Annotated in this window: 21 protein-coding genes; 11 read left to right on the top strand and 10 right to left on the bottom strand. The window is 45.6% G+C overall.

Annotated elements, in window-relative coordinates; all coding sequences use genetic code 11:
- Nucleotides 1-59 precede the first annotated feature (59 nt).
- From HW447_RS10075 to HW447_RS10065, 3 genes are read left to right on the top strand one after another with little or no spacing between them, the layout of a single operon-like run.
- Nucleotides 60-419: an ArsR/SmtB family transcription factor gene (locus HW447_RS10075; protein WP_176255171.1), complete on the top strand. Its 360-nt coding sequence runs from the start codon at nt 60-62 to the stop codon at nt 417-419.
- Nucleotides 420-458: 39 nt separating this feature from the next.
- Nucleotides 459-677 (top strand): cation transporter, encoded by a 219-nt coding sequence (locus tag HW447_RS10070; RefSeq protein WP_176255170.1) that lies wholly within the window; start codon nt 459-461, stop codon nt 675-677.
- 13 nt (nt 678-690) lie between these two features.
- Nucleotides 691-2,601 (top strand): heavy metal translocating P-type ATPase, encoded by a 1,911-nt coding sequence (locus HW447_RS10065; RefSeq protein WP_176255169.1) that lies wholly within the window; start codon nt 691-693, stop codon nt 2,599-2,601.
- Between the two features lie 78 nt (nt 2,602-2,679).
- Here HW447_RS10065 and HW447_RS10060 read toward each other — a convergent pair whose 3' ends face one another.
- Together HW447_RS10060 and HW447_RS10055 are read right to left on the bottom strand one after the other, a co-directional pair.
- Complete coding sequence (locus HW447_RS10060) at nt 2,680-3,591, bottom strand: ribokinase (protein ID WP_279285682.1); 912 nt, start codon at nt 3,589-3,591, stop codon at nt 2,680-2,682.
- Between the two features lie 47 nt (nt 3,592-3,638).
- Nucleotides 3,639-4,562 (bottom strand): LacI family DNA-binding transcriptional regulator, encoded by a 924-nt coding sequence (locus tag HW447_RS10055; RefSeq protein ID WP_176255167.1) that lies wholly within the window; start codon nt 4,560-4,562, stop codon nt 3,639-3,641.
- A gap of 192 nt (nt 4,563-4,754) precedes the next feature.
- On the opposite strand from HW447_RS10055, the gene HW447_RS10050 reads away from it, so the two are divergent.
- The 8 genes from HW447_RS10050 to HW447_RS10015 all read left to right on the top strand — a co-directional run bounded on the left by HW447_RS10050 (nt 4,755) and on the right by HW447_RS10015 (nt 13,111).
- Nucleotides 4,755-5,651 (top strand): ribokinase, encoded by an 897-nt coding sequence (locus tag HW447_RS10050; RefSeq protein ID WP_176255166.1) that lies wholly within the window; start codon nt 4,755-4,757, stop codon nt 5,649-5,651.
- A gap of 55 nt (nt 5,652-5,706) precedes the next feature.
- A complete protein-coding gene (locus HW447_RS10045) occupies nt 5,707-6,828 on the top strand; it encodes a BMP family ABC transporter substrate-binding protein (RefSeq protein WP_176255165.1) in 1,122 nt (373 codons plus the stop codon).
- A 69-nt stretch (nt 6,829-6,897) separates the two neighbouring features.
- Entirely contained in the window at nt 6,898-8,448 is a 1,551-nt protein-coding gene (locus HW447_RS10040) for an ABC transporter ATP-binding protein (RefSeq protein WP_176255164.1), read from the top strand.
- Nucleotides 8,445-9,533, top strand: a complete 1,089-nt coding sequence (locus HW447_RS10035) for an ABC transporter permease (RefSeq protein ID WP_176255163.1) — start codon at nt 8,445-8,447, stop codon at nt 9,531-9,533. Before HW447_RS10040 ends, HW447_RS10035 begins: the two co-directional genes overlap by 4 nt.
- A 2-nt stretch (nt 9,534-9,535) precedes the next feature.
- Complete coding sequence (locus HW447_RS10030; protein WP_176255162.1) at nt 9,536-10,480, top strand: ABC transporter permease; 945 nt, start codon at nt 9,536-9,538, stop codon at nt 10,478-10,480.
- Nucleotides 10,481-10,499: 19 nt separating this feature from the next.
- On the top strand, nt 10,500-11,453 hold the full coding sequence (locus HW447_RS10025; RefSeq protein ID WP_176255161.1) for a nucleoside hydrolase: 954 nt from the start codon (nt 10,500-10,502) through the stop codon (nt 11,451-11,453).
- A gap of 15 nt (nt 11,454-11,468) precedes the next feature.
- The gene (locus HW447_RS10020) at nt 11,469-12,101 is read left to right on the top strand and encodes a YczE/YyaS/YitT family protein (protein ID WP_176255160.1); all 633 of its coding nucleotides are present in this window, start codon (nt 11,469-11,471) and stop codon (nt 12,099-12,101) included.
- A complete protein-coding gene (locus HW447_RS10015) occupies nt 12,101-13,111 on the top strand; it encodes a nucleoside hydrolase (RefSeq protein WP_176255159.1) in 1,011 nt (336 codons plus the stop codon). Before HW447_RS10020 ends, HW447_RS10015 begins: the two co-directional genes overlap by 1 nt.
- 145 nt (nt 13,112-13,256) lie before the next feature.
- On the opposite strand, the gene HW447_RS10010 is transcribed toward HW447_RS10015, so the two are convergent.
- The 8 genes from HW447_RS10010 to potA all read right to left on the bottom strand — a co-directional run bounded on the left by HW447_RS10010 (nt 13,257) and on the right by potA (nt 20,606).
- Nucleotides 13,257-13,826: a nitroreductase family protein gene (locus HW447_RS10010; RefSeq protein WP_176255158.1), complete on the bottom strand. Its 570-nt coding sequence runs from the start codon at nt 13,824-13,826 to the stop codon at nt 13,257-13,259.
- On the bottom strand, nt 13,819-14,226 hold the full coding sequence (locus HW447_RS10005) for a metal-dependent transcriptional regulator (RefSeq protein WP_176255157.1): 408 nt from the start codon (nt 14,224-14,226) through the stop codon (nt 13,819-13,821). Before HW447_RS10005 ends, HW447_RS10010 begins: the two co-directional genes overlap by 8 nt.
- A gap of 273 nt (nt 14,227-14,499) precedes the next feature.
- Nucleotides 14,500-15,270 (bottom strand): EFR1 family ferrodoxin, encoded by a 771-nt coding sequence (locus HW447_RS10000; protein ID WP_176255156.1) that lies wholly within the window; start codon nt 15,268-15,270, stop codon nt 14,500-14,502.
- A 257-nt stretch (nt 15,271-15,527) separates the two neighbouring features.
- A complete protein-coding gene (locus HW447_RS09995; RefSeq protein ID WP_176255195.1) occupies nt 15,528-16,655 on the bottom strand; it encodes an ABC transporter substrate-binding protein in 1,128 nt (375 codons plus the stop codon).
- A gap of 83 nt (nt 16,656-16,738) precedes the next feature.
- Nucleotides 16,739-17,845: an ABC transporter substrate-binding protein gene (locus tag HW447_RS09990; protein WP_176255155.1), complete on the bottom strand. Its 1,107-nt coding sequence runs from the start codon at nt 17,843-17,845 to the stop codon at nt 16,739-16,741.
- A gap of 61 nt (nt 17,846-17,906) precedes the next feature.
- The gene (locus tag HW447_RS09985; RefSeq protein ID WP_176255154.1) at nt 17,907-18,698 is read right to left on the bottom strand and encodes an ABC transporter permease; all 792 of its coding nucleotides are present in this window, start codon (nt 18,696-18,698) and stop codon (nt 17,907-17,909) included.
- Nucleotides 18,698-19,537 (bottom strand): ABC transporter permease, encoded by an 840-nt coding sequence (locus HW447_RS09980; protein ID WP_176255153.1) that lies wholly within the window; start codon nt 19,535-19,537, stop codon nt 18,698-18,700. Before HW447_RS09980 ends, HW447_RS09985 begins: the two co-directional genes overlap by 1 nt.
- Nucleotides 19,530-20,606, bottom strand: a complete 1,077-nt coding sequence (gene potA / locus HW447_RS09975) for a spermidine/putrescine ABC transporter ATP-binding protein (protein ID WP_176255152.1) — start codon at nt 20,604-20,606, stop codon at nt 19,530-19,532. Before potA ends, HW447_RS09980 begins: the two co-directional genes overlap by 8 nt.
- Between the last annotated feature and the right edge of the window lie 31 nt (nt 20,607-20,637).

Genomic DNA, 20,637 nt, shown 5'->3' with positions numbered 1-20,637 from the left:
TATGAATGGGCGTATGAATGAGATTTTCTGACCTATATGAAAGAGAAAGGAGGAGAATTATGGCGTTAAATGATGTAGAGTGCTGTGATTTTTATCAGGTTCATGAGGATGTGGTGCGGTCAGTGACAGAAAAGATGCCCAAAGAGGATCAGCTGTATGATCTGGCTGAGATTTTTAAGGTATTTGGAGACTCTACCAGGATCAAGATCCTGTATGTGCTGTTTGAGGCAGAGATGTGCGTGTGTGATATCGCCCAGCTTCTTAACATGAACCAGTCGGCCATTTCTCATCAGCTTCGTATCTTAAAGCAGAATCGTCTGGTGAAAAACCGGCGGGAGGGCAAGGCTGTGTTCTATTCCCTGGCAGACAGCCATGTAAAAACCATACTCAGTCAGGGTATGGAGCATATTTCAGAATAATTTAAAAACAGAGCAAAATATATCAGGAGGAATAAAAGAATGAAGAAGAAATTTAAATTAACCGATCTGGACTGCGCCAACTGCGCCGCAAAAATGGAGGATGCCATTAAGAAAATCGACGGGGTGACGGACGCAAATGTAAGCTTTATGATGCAGAAGATGACTATTGAGGCGGATGAAAGCCGTTTCGATGACATTATGAAAGAGGTTGTTGATGTGTGCAAAAAGGTAGAGCCAGACTGCATCATCAATATGTAGCAGGAGGATGACCATGACAACGAAGCAGAAACATATGCTCATAAGGATTCTTGGAACCTTTGTGATCTATCTTGGCCTGACGGCTGCGGATCATATGGGAGCGCTTCCCTTTGAGGAGGGGAGCCTTCCATTGCTGGTTCTGTATCTGGTGCCTTATTTTCTCATTGGATGGGATATCATTTACAAGGCCCTGCGCAATATCAAAAACGGCCAGGTATTTGACGAGAACTTTCTGATGGCTCTGGCAACCGTTGGCGCATTTGCGGTAAGCCAGTATTCAGAGGCCGTAGCTGTTATGCTGTTCTACCAGGTGGGCGAACTGTTCCAGAATTACGCGGTAAACCGCTCCCGTCAGTCCATCACCGCTCTCATGGACATCTGCCCGGAATATGCAAATGTGGAAACAGACGGAGAACTGGAGCAGGTGGATCCGGATGATGTGTCTGTGGGGGACGTGATCGTGGTCAAGCCGGGAGAGCGGATTCCTCTGGATGGAACCGTCATTTCAGGGGAGTCTATGATTGATACCTCAGCGCTTACAGGGGAATCGGTTCCAAGAAGGGCAAAAGCCGGAGACGAGGTGATCAGCGGCTGCGTCAATGGAAGTGGTCTTTTGCGTGTAGAGGTCACAAAGGAATTTGACGATTCCACGGTGGCCCGGATCCTGGAACTGGTGGAAAATGCCAGCAGCAAAAAAGCGCCTGTGGAAAACTTCATTACCCGGTTTGCCAGATATTATACTCCTGCGGTAGTGATCGGAGCCGTATTGCTGGCGATTCTGCCGCCGCTTCTTCTGGGGCAGAGCTGGAATGAAGGAATCCGCAGAGCCTGTACGTTTCTGGTAATCTCCTGTCCCTGTGCTCTTGTGATCTCCGTACCCATGAGTTTCTTCTCCGGCATCGGAGCCGCATCGAGAAATGGAGTTCTGGTAAAGGGAAGCAACTATCTGGAGGCGCTTGCCAGTGTCCATACGGTAGTGTTTGACAAGACGGGAACACTGACAAAGGGAGAATTTAAGGTGACGGGGATTTATCCGGCGTCGTCTGTAAAAAAGCAGGAATCTGTTTCTAACCAAAACAGCTGGTCGGATCGCCAGCTGGCCCTTCTGGAACTGGCGGCTTTGGCGGAAAGCTGCTCTGAGCACCCGATTTCCCGTTCTATCCGCGATGCCTGGGGGAAACCACTAGACCACAATCGGGTAGAACAGGCCGAGGAGATCTCCGGTCACGGAATCCGTGTTCAGGTAGACGGACATACGGTACTGGCCGGAAATGGACGCCTGATGGAAAAAGAGCATATTTCTTATGATTCTTGTTCTGAGGCCGGAACAGTGGTTTATATAGCTGAGGAAGGGACATTTCTGGGAGCTATCCTTATTTCCGATGTGATTAAGGATGGCATACCTGAGGCAATAGGCGCTCTCAAAAATGCCGGAGTGGTAAAGACGGTTATGCTTACGGGAGACCGGAAAGAGACCGGAGAAGCAGTAGCGGGGCAGATTGGCCTGGACGAGGTTTATGCAGAGCTTCTTCCTGGCGATAAGGTCGATCAGGTGGAAAAACTGCTCACAGAGTGCAAAGGCAGGGAAAAACTGGTATTCGTAGGTGACGGCATCAATGATGCTCCGGTTCTTTCCCGTGCGGATGTGGGAATTGCCATGGGAAGCATGGGTTCAGATGCGGCGATCGAGGCTGCGGATATTGTTCTTATGGATGATGACCCCCGAAAGATCGCATCTATCGTCCGCATTTCCCGCCGTACTCTGCGGATCGTGATGCAGAATATCGTATTCGCTTTGGGCGTAAAGCTGATCGTTCTGATCATGGGCGCATTTGGAGCGGCCAATATGTGGGAAGCAGTGTTCGCAGATGTGGGTGTGTCTGTGATCGCGATTTTGAATGCTATGAGGGCGCTGAAGGGGTAAAAAATTAAAACAAGAAAAGGACATGATATCTAGTACGCAGGGGTTGCGTATGGATGCCATGTCTTTTTCATTTGGAAATTATAGAAGCCCCGGCTCTGTTCTCCTGATATAGGATTCAAGAGTGTGGCGGTCTACAAGGGCAGAGGTGGTTCCCTGGCGTGTGGTGCTGAGTCCGGCGGCATAGCCTGCTATTTTTGCAGCTGAAAGTAGGCTGTAGCCGTATAGAAGGTAAGATACAAGGGCGCAGATAAAAGCGTCTCCGGCTCCCGAACTGTCCACGGTTACAACATCAATAGCTGGAAAGCTGTAGGTAAGTGAGCCAGAACGGATATAACATCCCTGATCCCCAAGTGTGACAATAACGGTTTGTACACCGCATGAAAGGAGAAAATCAGCTTTTGCTTCCATGGTCTGGTTTCCGGGACAGATTTCATTGAGCTCGTCCAGATTGGGAACAAGAATATCGGTAAACTGGAGGAGCCTGTCTGGAATCTGAGAACAAGCGCTGGGCTTTAAAACTGTAGTGAGGCCATATTTTCTGGAGAGCTCTCCGGCTTTGATGAGTGCATCGATGGGAACCTCCGTTTGCATCAGACAATAGCTGGCATTTGCAAACATATGCTCGCTGTCGGCAACATCTTTGGAGGACAGGCTGTTATTAGCTCCGGCCATAATGGAAATCATGGAGTTTCCGTCCTCCTGAACGAAGATGTAGGCCTGGCCGGTTTTCTGCCCTTTGCTCCGCCGGATGCCGGAAGTGTCCAATAGATAGTTTCGGGCATATTGGTACAGAAAATCTGCATCTGCATCATCACCCACACGACCGATGGCGCAGGCGCTGTGCCCCAACTTGCAGATGCCAACTGTTTCGTTCATACATTTTCCGCCGGGGAGTGTAACAGAGGCAGGTGAAGTGACGGTTTTTCCGGTATGCGGCAATTCTTTGAAGTTCATATAATTATCAATGTTGATACTGCCCAGTGAAATCACCTTTTTCGTGCGCGAATGGTAGGGGATGTCGATGGAATGGGTATGGTTTAGCTTTGAAAAAGGGGGAGCAGACAACGCCTCTTCTTTTTTTTTTCTACGATTTGAATCAGAAGTTCTGCGATATGTCTGGCAAAGGTAGTACAGGGAATCGTCAGGGCAGAAATATCAAAGCAGTAGCTTTCCTGAATATCTGTTTTTAGCGATACGACAGAGAAATCGCAGGGAATATGGTAATGCAGTGTTTCCGCTGTTTTAACCAGCTGTATGGCGGCGGAATAGTGGAATACGATAATGCCGCTGAAAAGATGGCTGGATAAGCGTTCAGAAGGGAACAGGCTTTCCTCGTGGAAAATCAGTTCTTCATTTAACGGTATATTGTGTTCAAATAAACATTGCTGATAACCATGGAGGAAGGAAGCGGATTTGCCAGTCTGGTCGATCAGACAGGCAATTTCCCTGTGGCCAGCGTTTACAAGAGCTTCGGCAGCCGTATAGCCCATTTGCCGAAAATCCAGATTGTACGCATCTGTGCGGTCGGTATCAAAGAGAAGGTAGGGGATCGCGGCAGTCTGCAGCTGCTTGATGGAAGAGTCACAGTCAGGGACAACTGGATCTAAAAGGATTCCGTCTACATTCATATTGATGAGAGCAGAAATATTTTTTATCTCTTCTTCAGACGAATCGCTGCTTTCACGAAATATAACACAATAGCCGTAGTTCTGGGTCGCTGTGAGAATACCGCTGGCATACAGACTCATTTGATTGACATTTTGCAGGATCACACCAATACACAGGCTTTTGGCAGAGTAGGAAGTCATGATTGAGGCGTAAGGCTTATAATTGTATTCTTTTGCAATCTGAAGTACGTGTTCGCGTGTTTCGGCGCGGATGCTGTCATCCTTTCCGTTCATAATTTTGGATACTGTAGAGACAGATACTCCGGCAAGTTGGGCAATTTCACGGATGGTCATTGTTATTTTATCATACTCCTTTACTGAATATATATTTATTATACAATAAAAAAACAAAAAAGTAAAATAAAATATAAAATATGACAAAATACTATTGACACAAAGATAAAAGTTAGGTATTTTAGATTTAAGAAAATGATTTCGGAAAGCATTTTATTATTAAATTATAACAATACATGGAGGGGCAGAAAAATGAGGGTTCTAAACATTGGTTCTTTGAATATAGATCGAACCTATACAGTCAGGCGATTTGTCCGGCCAAAAGAAACCATTCGCGCTTTAAAATATGAAGAGTTCTGCGGAGGGAAAGGTCTGAATCAGTCCATTGCGCTGGCAAAAGCAGGGGTAGAGACGTATCATGCAGGGGCAGTAGGGTGCGATGGAGAAACTTTAGTTGATATGCTGACAGATTCGGGAGTACATACGGAATATATTGAACATCTGGAAGGGCCGAGCGGCCATGCAGTGATTCAGGTAAACGAAGAAGGCCAGAATAACATCATTATCGTAGGCGGGGCAAACGAAAAAGTAAGCCGGGAATATATTTATCAGATTTTGCAGAAATTTGAGCCGGGTGATATGGTGCTGCTGCAGAATGAAGTGCCTAACATAGGATTTGCCATGGAGGAGGCAAAGAAAAGAAAGATGTTGGTCGCTTTTAATCCGTCGCCAATAAATGAGGCGATTGACCAGTGTGACTTGGGGCTTGTGGATTATTTTATTTTAAATGAAGTGGAAGGAGGTGCGCTGGCAGGGGAGTCAATGGATGATATTGAGGGAATCCAGATAAAATTGACAGAAATGTATCCCGATGCGTCATTTGTACTGACTCTTGGGGAGAAGGGAGCTGTGTTTTTTAATAAGAAAGAAGTACACAGACAGAACGGTTTTCAGGTAGAAACTGTGGATACTACAGGGGCAGGAGATACTTTTTGTGGATATTTTCTTGCAGGAGTAGCTACAGGAAACACTTATGGGGAATGTCTGAGGGTAGCCTGTTCAGCGGGTGCTCTCGCGGTGGGAAAGAAGGGAGCCGCAGCGGGAATACCGGAGAAAACAGAGGTTTTTGAATTTTTAGGCAGTAAATAACAGAGGTTATTTTAAGAATACAGAACAACAAATGATCAATTAGGGAGGGTTTACTATGAAGAAAATTGCAGCAGCGGTTTTGGCAACAGCGATATGTTTTAGCCTTACAGCGTGCGGAGGAGGAAAGGAAACTCAAAAAGCTGAGTCAGACGCAACCACAGTGGGGAAAGAGGCTGAAGAAGCGGATGGAAAAAAAGCGATCTTGATTGTAAACGGAAATTTGGGAGATTTGGGATTTTTCGATTCGGCAAACAGGGGAATGCAGAGGCTTAAAGAGGAACTTGGGCTTGATATTCAGGTGATTGAGACAGGTGATGATGAAGCCAAATGGGAACCGGCTCTGGCAGATGCGGCAGATGAGGATGCGGAATGGATTATAGCGGTTTCACCTTCTATGGTAGAGCCAATTCAAAAACTCGCTCCTGAGTATACAGATAAAAAGTTTATTTTGATTGATAATACGGTGGATTTTGAATCAGAGGATTTAAGTAACGTGTACTGCGCAACATTTAAGCAGAATGAAGGGTCTTTCCTCGCTGGAGTGGCAGCAGGACTGTCTGTAGAGGCAGGAGGAACTATTGGATTTATTGGGGGTATGGATATTCCTCCTATCAATGACTTCTTGATTGGATACATTGAAGGGGCTCAGAGCGTAAACCCGGATGTGAAGGTGATCAATACCTATACAGGAGACTATTATGATCCTGCAAAGGGGAAGGAACATGGTATTGTTCAGTTTGATCAGGGGGCAGAGGTGATTTTTGCAGCGGCAGGTCCTTCAGGTTTGGGAGCAATCGAGGCTTCTGTAGAGAAGGACCGCAAGATGATAGGAGTAGACTCTGACCAGTCGGCAGCATATGCGGAAAACGGTGATACTGCAACAGCAGAGCATATTGTGACATCCATGGTAAAAAACGTAGGAGACGCTATCTTCATGGCGATCCAAAAAGACTTAAACGGCGAGCTGCAATGGGGAACGGCAGAGAGCCTTGGCATTGCAGAGGATGGAGTAGGACTTGCGAAAAATGATGTGTATGAAGCATCCTTTACAGAGGAACAGAAGGCCAAAATTGAAGAAATGCAGGAAAAAGTGGTAGCGGGAGAAATTCAGGTAAGTTCTGCAATTGGTATGTCTACAGAGAAACTTGATCAGATCCGTAATGCTGTAAAACCCTGATATGATATGAAATGGGGCTGGTGTTCAACATATGGCAGCCCTATTTCTGCTAAAAGGACAAGGAGAAAGATGGGACAGAAGGTTGTTTTAAAAGCGGAAAATATTTTAAAGGTTTATCCCAACGGCGTGGTGGCAAATAAAGATGTAAATCTGGAGGTTTATGAGGGGGAAATTCATGCTCTGATTGGAGAAAATGGGGCAGGAAAATCCACTTTGATGAAAATACTCTTCGGAATGGAGACACCGGAGGGCGGAAAAATCTATTTGAACGGGCAGGAAGTTAAAATAGACAGTCCTAAGAAGGCTATTTCAATGGGAATTGGAATGGTGCACCAGCATTTCATGCTGGTAGATTCTCTGACGATTGCAGAAAATATTGTGCTTGGTGCGGAGCCGAAAAAATATGGTGCATTGATGAATCACAGGGAAATGCTTAGGATATCAGAAGTGTGTGCAGAGAAATACAAATTTGATATCAATGTCAATGAAAAAGTTGAGAATGTCAGCGTAGGAATCAAGCAGGAGACGGAAATTCTTAAGGCATTGGTGAGGGGGGCCAGGATCCTGATTATGGATGAACCGACAGCAGTGCTGACACCTCAGGAGACAAAGAAACTGTTTGAAGAGCTTCGCATTTTAAAAAGCCAGGGCCATACGATTATTTTTATCTCCCACAAGCTGAATGAAATTATGGAGATCTGCGACCGTGTGACGATCATGCGCCATGGAACAACAGTTGAAACCACTTGGGTAAAGGATACCAGTCCTCAGGATATTTCAAATAAGATGGTGGGGCGTGAGGTGGTGCTTCATATTGAAAAGAAACCGGCGAATATTGGAAATGTATGCCTGGAAGCAAAAAATCTTACTTATATCAATAGCATAGGAAAAAAGATGCTGGATCATGTAAGTCTGAAACTGCGATCAGGTGAAATTATGAGCGTTGCCGGTGTAGAGGGAAACGGGCAGTCAGAACTTGCATCCGTTTTAACTGGTGTTACAAAACCAATGCAGGGAGAAATCCATATTTTTAATAATCAAATAGAAAAATATGAACCTGCTGAGTTCCGTAAAAACCATGTGGTATATATACCAGAGGATCGAATGGAAGTGGGCTGTGCTGTTGGAATGACAATTAAAGAAAATATGTTTGCAGATAAGGTGGATCGCTATTTAAAGGGCAGGATTTTTTTGAATGGAAAGGTAATGAATGAAAAAGCAGAGCAGTGGGTAGATGATTTCAGTATTTTGTGTACTTCAGCGGAACAGACAGTCTCCATGCTGTCGGGCGGAAATATGCAAAAGGTTGTGGCGGCAAGAGAATTGACAGAAAATGTAGAAATTATTATTGCAGAGCAGCCTACCCGCGGGATTGATGCAGGGGCGTCAGAACTGATCCGCCATAAGCTGGTAGAACTTCGTGATCAGGGGGCGGCAGTGCTTCTGATTTCTGCAGATCTTAACGAAATTCTGGAACTGAGCGACAGCTGTATTGTAATGTATAATGGGAAAATTAATGCGTACTTTGAAGATACAACACATCTTACAGAGGAAGAACTGGGATATTATATGCTTGGCGTGAAGAACCAGAGTGAAGAAGAAGTGAGGGCGATGTTATGATAAAAAATAGCAAAAAATCAAAGGTTGACAGATTTAATGCCTGTTTTGCAGTTGTGCGTTTCGCCCTTGCAATTCTGATTGCGTTTGCCATTTCTTTTGTGATCATGAGTTTTTCATCCAGCGATTCGCTGACTGCAATTGGGAATTTATTTATCGGGCCGCTGACTACAATCCGGCGTTTCAGCACCGTTTTAGAAACAGCTATTCCTCTGACCTTTGCAGGCCTTGCGACTTGCGTTATGTTTAAGGCTAACCAGTTTAATATGGCTGCAGAGGGAGGTTTTTTTCTAGGAGCATTGGGAGCTGCAATGGTTGCAATCTATATGCCCGGCCCTCCTATTCTCGTAATTATCACAGCAATGCTGACGGCTGGTATTATTGGTTCCCTTGTTTGTGCGGTTCCGGGATTTTTGAAAGTAAAGTGGAACAGCAGTGAACTGGTTGTATCTCTGATGTTAAATTATGTGGCTCTGTATTTTGGAACCTTTATCTTTAATCAGTTTGCTAAAGACCCTAATTCTGCATACAAAGCCTCTCTGCCTTTCAGGGATGGTGTCAGTCTGGGAAAGCTGATTCCCAAGACAAGGCTCCATGCGGGAATTTTTATCGTAGCTGTGGCTGTGATTCTGGTTTATATCTTTATGTTTAAAACAAAATGGGGATATAAGCTCAGGGTGGTGGGAAGCAATCTTAGATTTGGTCAGTATGTAGGAATCGGAACGGCTGGAGTCATTATGATGGCGCAGCTTCTCGGCGGATTTATCGCAGGAGTGGGCGGAGCAACGGAGATGCTGGGAATGTATACACGTTTCCAGTGGTCAGCTCTTCCAGGCTATGGTTTTGATGGGGTAGTGCTTAATATCCTTGCAAAGGAGAATCCGGCATATGTTCCGATTGCAGCCTTTGCAGTGGCATATCTGAGAATCGGGGCTGATTATATGTATAAGCAGTCTGATGTGGCATCAGAGATTGTGGCTATTATTGAGGCGCTTGTGATTGTTCTGGTAGCAGCAGATGCGTTCCTTTCCAGATACCAGCATAAAATGATCACCAGGCTTTCTACAGATGGACAAGGAGGGATTTGACAATGGAAACAGTTTTAGATTCTGTATTAACCCCATCATTCCTGTATTCCGTGATAAGAGTTGCAACTCCCCTTCTTTTGGCGTCTCTTGGCGCTGTCATTACCTCAAATGCAGGAATTACAAATATTGGTATTGAGGGTGTTATGCTGATATCGGCTCTTGCAGGAGTGTTTGCCAGTGCGTTCGGGTTTGGTCCCTGGTTTGGGCTTTTCATTGCCATGCTTACGGGCGTGGTTTGTTCCCTGGCAATTGGATATGTTTCCATGTCCCTGAAAGCGAATAGTGTGCTTACCTGTATTGCTTTTAATACAATGGCAATCGGAGGGACGGTATATTTTATGTATGCAGTAGTAAAGGATAAGGGGACAACGCTTGCCCTTGATTCTGGAAAGCTTCCCAATATACAGATTCCGCTTATTAATGAGATTCCGGTGCTGGGAGACATTATTTCAAATCACAATGTAATTTCCTATGCGGCTATTCTGATGATTTTTGTAGTTTATGTTCTGCTTTATAAGACGCCTCTGGGCCTTCGTATCCGCTCAGCGGGAAAGGCACCAAAGGCCCTTTCTTCCGTAGGAGTCAGCCTCATTAAGACACGGTATATTGCATTAGCGATCAGCGGTGTGCTAGGAGGGATGGCCGGAGCGTTTATGTCTATGGGATACGTTACCTGGTTTTCAAAAAATATGACAGCAGGACGCGGATTTATTGCCCTTGCGGCAGATGCCATGGGCAACTCAACTCCTATTGGGGCGGCCCTTTCTTCCCTGCTTTTTGCGGTGGCTGAGGCGCTGTCGTATTCTCTGCAGGTAACAGCGATTCCCCCTGAGTTGGTTCAGATGCTGCCATATCTGGCAACAATTATTGGATTGGTTGCATATTCCGTAAAACGGAAAGCATCAAATGAAAAAATGAAAGCAGAGTATGCAAGACAAAACAGATGAGAATAGGATGGTAAAAATTATGAATAAAAAACCAATTATAATTGACTGTGATCCAGGGCATGATGACGCAATGGCAATCCTGTGGGCGTTGGCCTGCGAGGAACTGGAAATAAAAGCAGTTACAACGGTAGCTGGAAATCAGACAATTGAAAAAGTAACAAATAATGCAGTACGGGTTTTAACAAAAGCAAAGGCTTTCCATATTCCGGTGGCAAAAGGGGCACAGGAGCCTATGGTGAAAAAGCTGGTAGTAGGCGGTGAGCTGGTACATGGTGATTCCGGTCTGGAAGGGCCGAAACTGCCGGAAAATGGCTTTGAGATCTCACAGCTAAGCGCTCTCAGCCTTATTGAAAAGGTTTTAAAGGAGAGCAATGAAAAGGTGACAATCGTTGCTATTGGTCCTCTCACCAATGTAGCGGAACTGCTGATCACAAGACCGGATTTGAAAGAAAAAATAGAAGAGATATCTATTATGGGAGGTGGAACGGTAGGAAACTGGACGCCAGCGGCCGAGTATAATATTTTTGCAGATCCAGAAGCAGCTAAGGTTGTGTTTAACTGCGGAATTCCTGTGATTATGTCTGGGCTTGATGTAACACAGAAAGCATATGTAACAAGAGAAGAAAATGAAAGGCTCAGGGCACAGGGAAATGAAATTTCTGTGTTTGCAGCAGAACTGATTGACTATTTCAGCCGTTATCATTATGAGGTGGAGGGATTTCCTGGATGTACGCTTCATGATCCCTGCGCAGTGGCCGCCCTTGTACACCCGGAAATCTTCAGCTATAAACAGTGCAATGTGGATGTGGAACTGAGAGGAGAACTTACTACCGGAATGACGGTGGTAGATACGATTGACTACCAAAAAAAGCTGTTTGGAAAAACGGTCAATCATAATACAAAGTTTCTGTATGATGTGGACAGAGAAAAATTTGTTCAGTTCTTTCTGGAAGCAATGGGACGTTTGGGTTAATCGGAGGCAGACAGGATGAAAACATATTTAGGAAAGAGAACCATTGTATCTTTGATAGGATTGATACTGTGCGGTGTGGGAGTGGCGCTTTTCCTTTACAGCGGCTTGGGGGTAGATCCTGCCAGTGTATTTGAACTCGGAATTGCGAATGTGCTGCATATCAGCTATGGAACTTCTTCGGCTCTGATTAACGTAATTATACTGGCAGTCGTTCTGATAATAGACAGATCATATGTGAATGTTTCGTCTGTGCTTGCCATTTTCGGAATTGGCTATACAGCAGACTTTGTCCGTATGTTTCTGGATATGATGATTCTGGGAGATTTAAACCTAGTGGTGAAAATGCTTCTGGTATTTTTGGGCCTTATGATCATGGCAGTAGGAATTGCCACTTACATACGCGCGGATCTTGGAGTTGGGGCCATTGACCTTATTTCGGAGATCATCAGCCGTAAGGGAAACTTTCAGTACCGGATTGTGCGTATTGTAGGAGATATCAGTTTTGTGGTGATCGGTTTTTTCTTAGGAGGAACAGTTGGCCTGGGAACCATTGTAGCGGCGTTTCTTACGGGCCCGGCAGTACAGTTTGTGAGGCCTGCAGTACATAAAACAGTAGATAACATCATAGGCTGGACAGGAGAAGAATAATGAAAAAAAAGGTTATTATAGATGTCGACTCTGTAGGGGACGATATTTTGGAAATTCTCTATATGGCCTGCCATGAGGAGGCGGAGCTTTTGGGAATTACCACAGTAACAGGAGCAGCCGGGGATATAAGACAGGCAGCATGGGTGGCAAAAAACACCGCAGAACTGACAGGTCAGGAAATTCCAGTATATGCGGGGGCAGCACAACCTATTTCGTATCATAATGAAGATACTTCTGGAGATCCGGTGAACTTTTATGAGGAACTTCGCTGGAAGTTTGGAGACCGCCTGAAGAAATTTAATACTCCGGCAGGAAAACCCAAAGGGGAGATCGAAAAAGAGTATGCGGTAGATTATCTGATTCGGATGTTCCGTGAGAATCCGGGAGAAATTACGCTGGTAACAACGGGACCTCTGACCAACATTGCGTTGGCCTTAGAAAAAGACCCCGCTATTGCTTCTGATATAAAAGAAGCCTATATATTGGGAGGATCATTCCGTATTCATGGAAATATTACCCCCGTGACAGAGTATAATATATTTGCGGATCCTGAGGCGGCGCAAAAGGTATTGACTTCTGATCTCAAGATTACGCTGGTGCCGCTGGATGTATGTGAAAATAATATATTTGCGGACAGTATGCTGACAAGGGATCATCTTTCTGATCTGCGGTATCAGGCAAAGGGTGAGATGATTGATTACCTCTGTGATAAATATCCGATCTATATTGATATGTGGAGGGAGTATTTTCAGTTGGGCGGTTTTCCCATGGATGATGTGATTACAGCAGCTCTGGCGCTGGATGACAGTTTATGCCATTATACGGAACCAGTTCATGTAGAGGTAGAGTTGGAAGGCCGTTTAACTAGAGGACAGATTATTCCCTTTTTTGGTTATCAAATTAACAAATACCCTGAGAAGGAGAGGCGTAATGTAAGAATTGCCGTCTCAATTGAGGGGAAACTCTTTATGAACCTGTTTACAGATACTCTTATTAAAGGGTGCAGATAAACAGTCTGTGATTTGCCGGTGCGTCGTTTTCTGAAAACAGAAGGTGCCGCAGAAATAGATATTTGCCACGGTTGTGGAAAACGCTGTTTCTGCAGCACCCTATTATGATTCAGCAGGAATTGCTGACAGGGGATGTGTATGTATGTCACACCAAAATATCCCCCAACCCCCTCTTTGGTACATAGTGCACCTGATTCTCATCCCGGTAGTAGGCTGTGTTTCCATCCTCTTTTACCGGAACAATGCGCACCTCTTCTTTAGGCTTTCCGAGGGCCAAAACAAGGCCGACGGAGTATTTTTTCGGTTCTAACTGGAGAATGGAGAGGATCTCGCTGCGCCTGCAGCTGCCGATCATACAGCCGCCGTAGCCCATTTCCGTGGCTGCCAGCAGGATGGTCTGGGCAGCGATGCCTTCATCCCACTGCTTGTTTTTTCCAAGAGCCAGGTCGCAGAGGATAACGATATAAGCGGAGGGATGCTCTCCCTTTTCAGGGCCGTTCCAGTCTTTTAAAGCGCCGGCCCAGGCAAGGCAGGGAAAGAGCCTGTCACATTCTTCTGGGGAATCGACCAGGCGATATTTTAAGGCCTGGGAATTGGCGGTGGAGGCAGTGAGGCGGGCAGTATCCACCATCTCTTCCAGTTCTTCCCGCGATATAGGCGTATCCTCATAAAAGCGCCGGTAAGAACGGCACTTCTTTACCAGATCTTTAAGCATGGATAGATTCCTCCTTGATTTCCTCCGGCAGTTCATTGCCCTGCATAATGTGTTTTTTAATCGCGTCAAAGCTTTCTGTGCTGAGTACGTGCTCGATGCGGCAGGCATCTTCGGCGGCCACCTCAGGATCTACGCCAAGGTAAATGAGCCAGTTAGACAGCATGATGTGGCGTTCGTACATGACGTTTGCAATGGCCTGTCCGGTTTCTGTAAGGCTGATGTGTCCCTGCTCATCCATGTGGATATAGCCGTTCTCCCGCAGATTTTTCATGGCTACACTGACGCTGGGCTTTGAGAAACTAAGTTCATTGGCAATGTCGATGGAGCGCACATATGGTTTGTGGCGGCTCAGCATATAGATAGTTTCAAGATAATTTTCAGCAGATTCCTGTATTTTCAAATTAAACACTTCCCTTCTCCGGTCTTGGTTCCCGTTTTGGAAAAGAACGGGAATTGCTATGAAATCAGTTTATCATATAACCACAGGAAAGACAAGCAATGGAAAATGAAGATTTGTCTCAACGGAAGTATGCTGTTGTGTATAATAGGAATATTGTTCATATCTTTTGATAGAACGCAGAAGATACAATATAAAAAAGCCCGCACAAAATATACCGTTTGTACGAGCTGAAAAATTATGATACTGCTGGGGCTATCACTATATACTGTTTTATTAGCTGCTTTTTATGGACAATGGGGAATGAACATATTGTCCATGTTTTTTTGTTTTGTTTTCGTACTGTATTGCAAATTTTGGACAGTGATGCAGACAAGAAAGACACATAACACACTGTTCCTTATTCCATGTTGGTTTTTGTTTGACTATATCTATGGCAGAAATGGGGCATTTCTTAGCACATAAGCCACAACCTATACAAGTATCTTCGACGTGAAAATGATTTGTTTTACGCATAGTGTCATACTCTGTGTTGTAAAATAGCTTTGCAATAGGTATAGGAACTTTTCTTTGCATATAGTCCCCAGCAGTATGATTTTTAATTTTATCTATTATAGTGTCAATTTGAAGTTCTGCCTTTGCGTTTATTTTTTGTATGCGTTCTTTATTGCTTAAATTAAAAGTAGGTGTCCAAGTATCTGGCATTTTAACGCTAAAATATGCAGAAATTGAGAAATTGTGCTTTTGCAATATCTGGTTTGCAAAATAACCAGTTTGGCCTGTCGTTGTGCCGTAAGTTGCAATAAACCATATATAAGATGGTTTTGTATTCAAGTTCAGTTTTTGCAAAAATTCTTTCACAATCTCTGGCAATCCCCATGAATAAGTAGGACTGATAATTCCTAAAAACTCATCTTCATAAATTTCAAACTGGAATTGGCGATTTTTCATACATGAGGTAATAGAAACCGTTCTGTCGTTTGTTGCCTGAGCGATTCTTTCTGCTACGTATTGGCTGTTTCCGGTCGCTGAAAAGTAGATAATCATAAAAATCTCCTTTAATAAAACTTTTTGGCACTTTTTCTGACGCTGAAAAAATAGTTCCCATCGAAGTGTCAGCAGTCCATGTCTTTGAGATGAATATCTAATTAAAAACATGGTATAATCCGGGAATGTCTTCTAAGCCTTGCAATGATGGCCCTGATCATGACGGTTTCAGTGATACTTCCGATTCGTCAATTTGCTTCTGTATACAGGGGAAAAACAGGGTATTAATATGAGCCGGACGAAATGGGGCTGGTTTTTTAATTGGCTTTCACCTGTTTCCACATCTCATTATACATATCATTGGCTTCCTCGCCCAGGTAGTGAACGCTTTCACTGTTTTTCAGCGCAGACAGATCCGGGAAAACGGCCTTATTGTTTTTCAGATCATCATCTAACAGTTCAAATGCGCCCTTGTTAGGCGTTGCATATGTGATGTAGTCAAAGTTTTTCTTGGCAATATCAGGGCGGCATAGGAAGTTAATCCACTTTTCCGCATTCTCCTTGTGCTCGGCATTGGCGGGAATCACCCAGCAGTCGATCCAGTAGGAGGTGCCTTCTTCCGGAATCACATATTCCAGATCATAGCCGGAATCCTGTTCCCTGCTCATTTCCTGTATATAGAGCAGGTCGCCGGAATAGAGCATGGCTACGGCTGCCTCGCCGTTTATCATCTTATCTCTTACCTGATCAATCACATAAGCCTGTACCAGAGGTTTCTGCTCGATCAGCATATCCCTGGCTTCGGCCAGTTCATTAGGATCGGTGGTGTTTAAGGAATAGCCCTTAATTTTCAGTGCGGCCATGAATGCGTAGCGCAGGGTGTTGTGCATGAGGATCTCGCCCTTTAATTGGGGATTCCACAGATCCGCCCATTTTGTGGGATAAGGCACGCCCAGCTCATCCAGGCGCTGTTTGTTGTAAAGGATCCCCTCTGTGCCCCAGCAGTAGGGAACAGCGTACTTGTTTTCAGGGTCGAAATCCTTTGCCATATCCATATACTCCGTCCCGATTTCCTTAATGTTGGGAACATTATCATAATTGATCTCTGCCAGAAGGTTATTCTGGATCATGCGCTGGATGGTGTAGTCGGAGGGGCAGACAACGTCATATTTTACAGCCCCGGCCTCGATGATGGGATACATTTCCTCATTGGTTTCAAATACGTCATATACTACCTGGATACCTGTCTCTTCTTCAAAATCATCGATCACGCTTTCGTCGATATACTCCCCCCAGTTATATACATAGAGCTTATTGTCCTCGCCGGAGCTGTTCTGGCTGCCGGACGAACGGTCTCCGGATCCGGATCCGCAGCCGGTAAGGGCACCGGCTGACAACAGGAGCAATGCAAGGGCTTTCAGGGAAGCCGCAGTTTTCTTTTTCATCATTCTATCCTCCGTAATGGGAAAGGCGTCTGAGTGCGCCTTCCGATTATTTTTTAGCTGACGCGGAAATAAAAGCGGGAAGATCAGTTTGCCTTGATTTCTTTCCAAAGCTCATTATAAAGAGCATCTGCCTCATCTCCGGGATACTGGATGATTTCACAGTTTTTCAGAGAAGAGATATCAGGAAACAGGGCCTTATTATTCTTCAGCTCATCATCTAACAGCTCGTAAGCGCCTTTGTTAGGCGTTGCATAGGTGATATACTCAAAATTCCTCTTGGCAATATCGGGACGGCACAGAAAATCAATCCATTTCTCTGCATTTTCCTTATGCTGCGCATTGGCCGGGATGACCCAGGAGTCCACCCAGTAGTTGGTGCCATCCTCAGGGATTACGTATTCCAGGGAGAAATCCGCATCCTGTTCTTTTACCGCATTCTGGATATAGAGCATTTCCCCCGAATAAATAGCGCCTACGGCCGCCTCTCCGCCGATCATCTTGTCTCTTACCTGATCGATCACATAGGCCTGAACCAGAGGCTTTTGCTGGATCAGCTTCTCCTTTGCCTGCTCCAGCTCGTCAGGATTGGTAGTATTCAGGGAATAGCCCAGGCTCTTTAAGGCAACGGTAAATGCGTCCCTTACGCTGTTCTGCATCAGGATTTCGCCGGATAAGCGCGTATCCCACAGATCCGCCCATTTGGTGGGAGCGGGAACACCGAGTTCTTCTATGCGCTTGGTGTTGTAAAGGATCCCCATGGTGCCCCAGCAGTAGGGAACGGAGTATTTGTTTTCAGGATCAAAGCCTTTGGAAATATCCAGATATTCCTGTCCGATTTCCTTATAATTGGGGATGTTGTCAAAATTGATCTCAGACAGAAGATTATTTTCAATCATCTTCTGGATCATATAGTCAGAGGGACATACCACATCATACTTGACAGCCCCGGCCTCGATCACCGGGTACATTTCCTCATTTGTTTCAAATACGTCATAAACCACCTGGATGCCGGTTTCTTTTTCAAAATCGTCAATAACACTTTCGTCAATATATTCGCCCCAGTTGTATACATACAGCTTATTGTCAGCCCCAAAAGCTCCTGTATCGGCTTTGCTGCAGCCGGTGAGAAGGCCTGCTGCAGCCAGGACGGCAAACGCACCGGCCGTCTGGCAGATTCTTGTTCGTTTCATGGATCGTTCTCCTTATGATTAAATCAGTGTAAAAGATCTTTAGTTTCATTTGTCCGGTGAATCAGCCCTTCTTTTTAAAGGATCGGAAATTTACGATCAAAAGCAGGATCAGTACAGTCAGGAAAATAACCGTAGACAGCGCGTACATAGACGGCTTGATCCCACGGCGCACCTCGCTGTAGATCAGGGTGGACAGTGTGTTGATGCCGGCTCCCTTTGTAAAATGGGTGATAATGAAATCGTCCAGCGACATGGTAAAGGACAGCAGAAAGCCTGACAGCACTCCCGGCATAATATCCGGAAACACGACCTTGAAAAATGCCTGCAAAGGCGCGGCACCCAAATCCAGAGCCGCCTCATAGGTGCTTTTATCCGTCTGCTTTAGCTTGGGCATCACGCTTAAGATCACATACGGTATGTTGAAGGTGATATGTGAGATCAGCACCGTCTGAAATCCCAAAGATACCCCGAATGCAATAAAAGACAGCATCAGGGAAATGCCTGTAACGATATCCGCGTTCAGCATGGGAATATTGGTGATCCCCATTACTACAGTGCGGGGAACCGGTTTCATGGACTGGATGGCAATGGCCGCCGCTGTTCCGATGATGGCGGCCGCCAGGGCGGATACAAAGGCGATGATCAGCGTGGTGGACAGTGCGCTCATAATGGAACGGCTGTCAAACATCTGGGCGTACCAGTCCAGAGTAAAACCTCCCCAGTGGGAACGGGACTTGGACTGATTAAAAGATAGTACCATCATAGTGAGGATGGGCGCGTATAAAAAGATCAGGATCAGCACCATATAGAAATCGGAAACAAATTTCCGCAATCGTTTTCTGCTCTTTTCCATTAGAATGTGCTCCCTTCTCCATTTTTATCATATTTGGCGATCATAGCCATACTGATGAGGATAAATATCATCAGCACCAGGGAAAGCCCGCTGCCCTGGTTCCAGTTGCTTCCCCGGGTAAATTCCTGTTCGATCACGTTTCCGATCAGGAGAATCTTGCTTCCGCCCAAAAGGTCGGAAATCACAAAGGTAGTCAGGGAAGGCACAAATACCATGGTAATACCGCTGATGACGCCAGGGATGCTTAATGGGAGCCATATTTTTACAAAGGTCTGAAAGCTGTTGGCTCCTAAGTCCTGAGCTGCGTTGATGACGCTGTCATCGATCTTTACCAGTACATTATAAATAGGAAGAACCATAAAGGGCAGGAAATTGTATACCATACCCAGCACAATGGCTGCCGGTGTGTTGATAATGGAGATATTTGGCAGGTGAAGGAAGGAAAGGATTCCGTTGATCACGCCGTTTTTCTCCAGCAGTGTCTGCCATGCCAGGGTGCGCAGCAGGAAATTCATCCACATAGGAAGGATGAAGATAAATACAATGAAGCTCCCGGCGCTTTTTCCGCGGCCGCGCAGGATCATAGCCAGCGGATAGGCCAGCACAAGGCACAAAACGGTACTGATCAGAGACAGTCCCAGAGACAGGATCAGCGCTTTTATGTGATCCGGTTCTGCAATGGAACGAATATTTTCCAGAGTAAAGGCTCCGTTTCTGGCGGTCAGTCCGTACCAGAGGATCATAAGCAGGGGAATAATGGTAAAACCGATCATCCATACAATATAGGGGCCTGAGAGCAGGGCTTTTCCCAGGCGCACGCTTTTCTTTTGGTTATTCATCGACTCCCAGCGCCTCCTCATCCTCAGACGCAGGTTTGTTCATGATCTGGATATCAAAGGGATCCACATGGATGCCAACCTGCTTTCCAACGGGGAACATATCTGTGGAATGCACCAGCCACTCGAACCCGTCCGGGGTAGTCACTTCCATTTCATAGTGAACGCCCTTGAAAATGAGGTGGGTTACGGTGCCGGTGAGCGTGCCCTTTTCAGGCTCTACCAGGTCAATATCCTCCGGGCGGATCACTACGTCTACAGGCCGGTTGCTGCCAAAGCCTTTGTCTACACAGGCGAACGCTGCGCCGAAGATCTCTACCAGTTCATCCCGTACCATAGTGCCGTGGACGATGTTGCTTTCGCCGATGAAGTCGGCCACAAAGGCATTTTCCGGCTCGTTGTAGATCTGCTCCGGGGAGCCCATCTGCTGAATGTAGCCCTGGTTCATGACCACGATGGTGTCGGACATGGTCAGAGCCTCCTCCTGGTCATGAGTGACATAGATAAAGGTGATGCCGAGCTCATTTTTCAGTCGGATCAGCTCGTACTGCATATCCTGACGCAGCTTTAAATCCAGAGCGCCTAAGGGTTCATCAAGCAGAAGCACTCTTGGTTCGTTGACAATGGCTCTTGCGATGGCGATCCGCTGCTGCTGGCCGCCGGAGAGAGAGGTCACATTCCGTTTTTCGTAGCCGGAGAGATTGACCAGCTTTAAAGCATACCGGATCTTGTCGTCAATATAGCTTTTGGATTTGTTTTTGATCTTCAGGCCAAATGCGATATTTTCCGCAATGCTCATATGGGGGAACAGGGCGTACTTCTGGAATACGGTATTTAACTGACGTTTGTTGGGCGGAAGCTTTGTAATGTCCTGTCCGTCGAATAAGACCTTGCCCGAATCCGGGGTAGTAAAGCCCCCCAGGATCCGCAGAGTAGTAGTCTTTCCGCAGCCGCTGGGGCCAAGGAGAGTGACAAAACTGTTCTCCTTAATGGAAAGATTCAGATCATCCAGGATCAGTTCGCCGTCAAAGCTTTTGGAAATATGCTGTAAATCGATCAATGGCTGGCTCATGTATTTTCTTCTCCTTTATTATCATAGTAAA

Source organism: Enterocloster alcoholdehydrogenati (genome assembly GCF_013282095.1).
Taxonomy (GTDB): domain Bacteria; phylum Bacillota; class Clostridia; order Lachnospirales; family Lachnospiraceae; genus Enterocloster; species Enterocloster alcoholdehydrogenati.
The sequence above is the reverse complement of the archived record's forward strand: the minus strand, read 5'-3'. Positions and strand labels throughout refer to the sequence as shown.

Coding starts and splice junctions, on each gene's coding strand:
- HW447_RS10075 (WP_176255171.1), top strand. CDS start 60: ATGGCGTTAAATGATGTAGAGTGCTGTGATTTTTATCAGGTTCATGAG.
- HW447_RS10070 (WP_176255170.1), top strand. CDS start 459: ATGAAGAAGAAATTTAAATTAACCGATCTGGACTGCGCCAACTGCGCC.
- HW447_RS10065 (WP_176255169.1), top strand. CDS start 691: ATGACAACGAAGCAGAAACATATGCTCATAAGGATTCTTGGAACCTTT.
- HW447_RS10055 (WP_176255167.1), bottom strand. CDS start 4,562: ATGACCATCCGTGAAATTGCCCAACTTGCCGGAGTATCTGTCTCTACA.
- HW447_RS10050 (WP_176255166.1), top strand. CDS start 4,755: ATGAGGGTTCTAAACATTGGTTCTTTGAATATAGATCGAACCTATACA.
- HW447_RS10045 (WP_176255165.1), top strand. CDS start 5,707: ATGAAGAAAATTGCAGCAGCGGTTTTGGCAACAGCGATATGTTTTAGC.
- HW447_RS10040 (WP_176255164.1), top strand. CDS start 6,898: ATGGGACAGAAGGTTGTTTTAAAAGCGGAAAATATTTTAAAGGTTTAT.
- HW447_RS10035 (WP_176255163.1), top strand. CDS start 8,445: ATGATAAAAAATAGCAAAAAATCAAAGGTTGACAGATTTAATGCCTGT.
- HW447_RS10030 (WP_176255162.1), top strand. CDS start 9,536: ATGGAAACAGTTTTAGATTCTGTATTAACCCCATCATTCCTGTATTCC.
- HW447_RS10025 (WP_176255161.1), top strand. CDS start 10,500: ATGAATAAAAAACCAATTATAATTGACTGTGATCCAGGGCATGATGAC.
- HW447_RS10020 (WP_176255160.1), top strand. CDS start 11,469: ATGAAAACATATTTAGGAAAGAGAACCATTGTATCTTTGATAGGATTG.
- HW447_RS10015 (WP_176255159.1), top strand. CDS start 12,101: ATGAAAAAAAAGGTTATTATAGATGTCGACTCTGTAGGGGACGATATT.
- HW447_RS10010 (WP_176255158.1), bottom strand. CDS start 13,826: ATGCTTAAAGATCTGGTAAAGAAGTGCCGTTCTTACCGGCGCTTTTAT.
- HW447_RS10000 (WP_176255156.1), bottom strand. CDS start 15,270: ATGATTATCTACTTTTCAGCGACCGGAAACAGCCAATACGTAGCAGAA.
- HW447_RS09995 (WP_176255195.1), bottom strand. CDS start 16,655: ATGAAAAAGAAAACTGCGGCTTCCCTGAAAGCCCTTGCATTGCTCCTG.
- HW447_RS09990 (WP_176255155.1), bottom strand. CDS start 17,845: ATGAAACGAACAAGAATCTGCCAGACGGCCGGTGCGTTTGCCGTCCTG.
- HW447_RS09985 (WP_176255154.1), bottom strand. CDS start 18,698: ATGGAAAAGAGCAGAAAACGATTGCGGAAATTTGTTTCCGATTTCTAT.
- HW447_RS09980 (WP_176255153.1), bottom strand. CDS start 19,537: ATGAATAACCAAAAGAAAAGCGTGCGCCTGGGAAAAGCCCTGCTCTCA.
- potA (WP_176255152.1), bottom strand. CDS start 20,606: ATGAGCCAGCCATTGATCGATTTACAGCATATTTCCAAAAGCTTTGAC.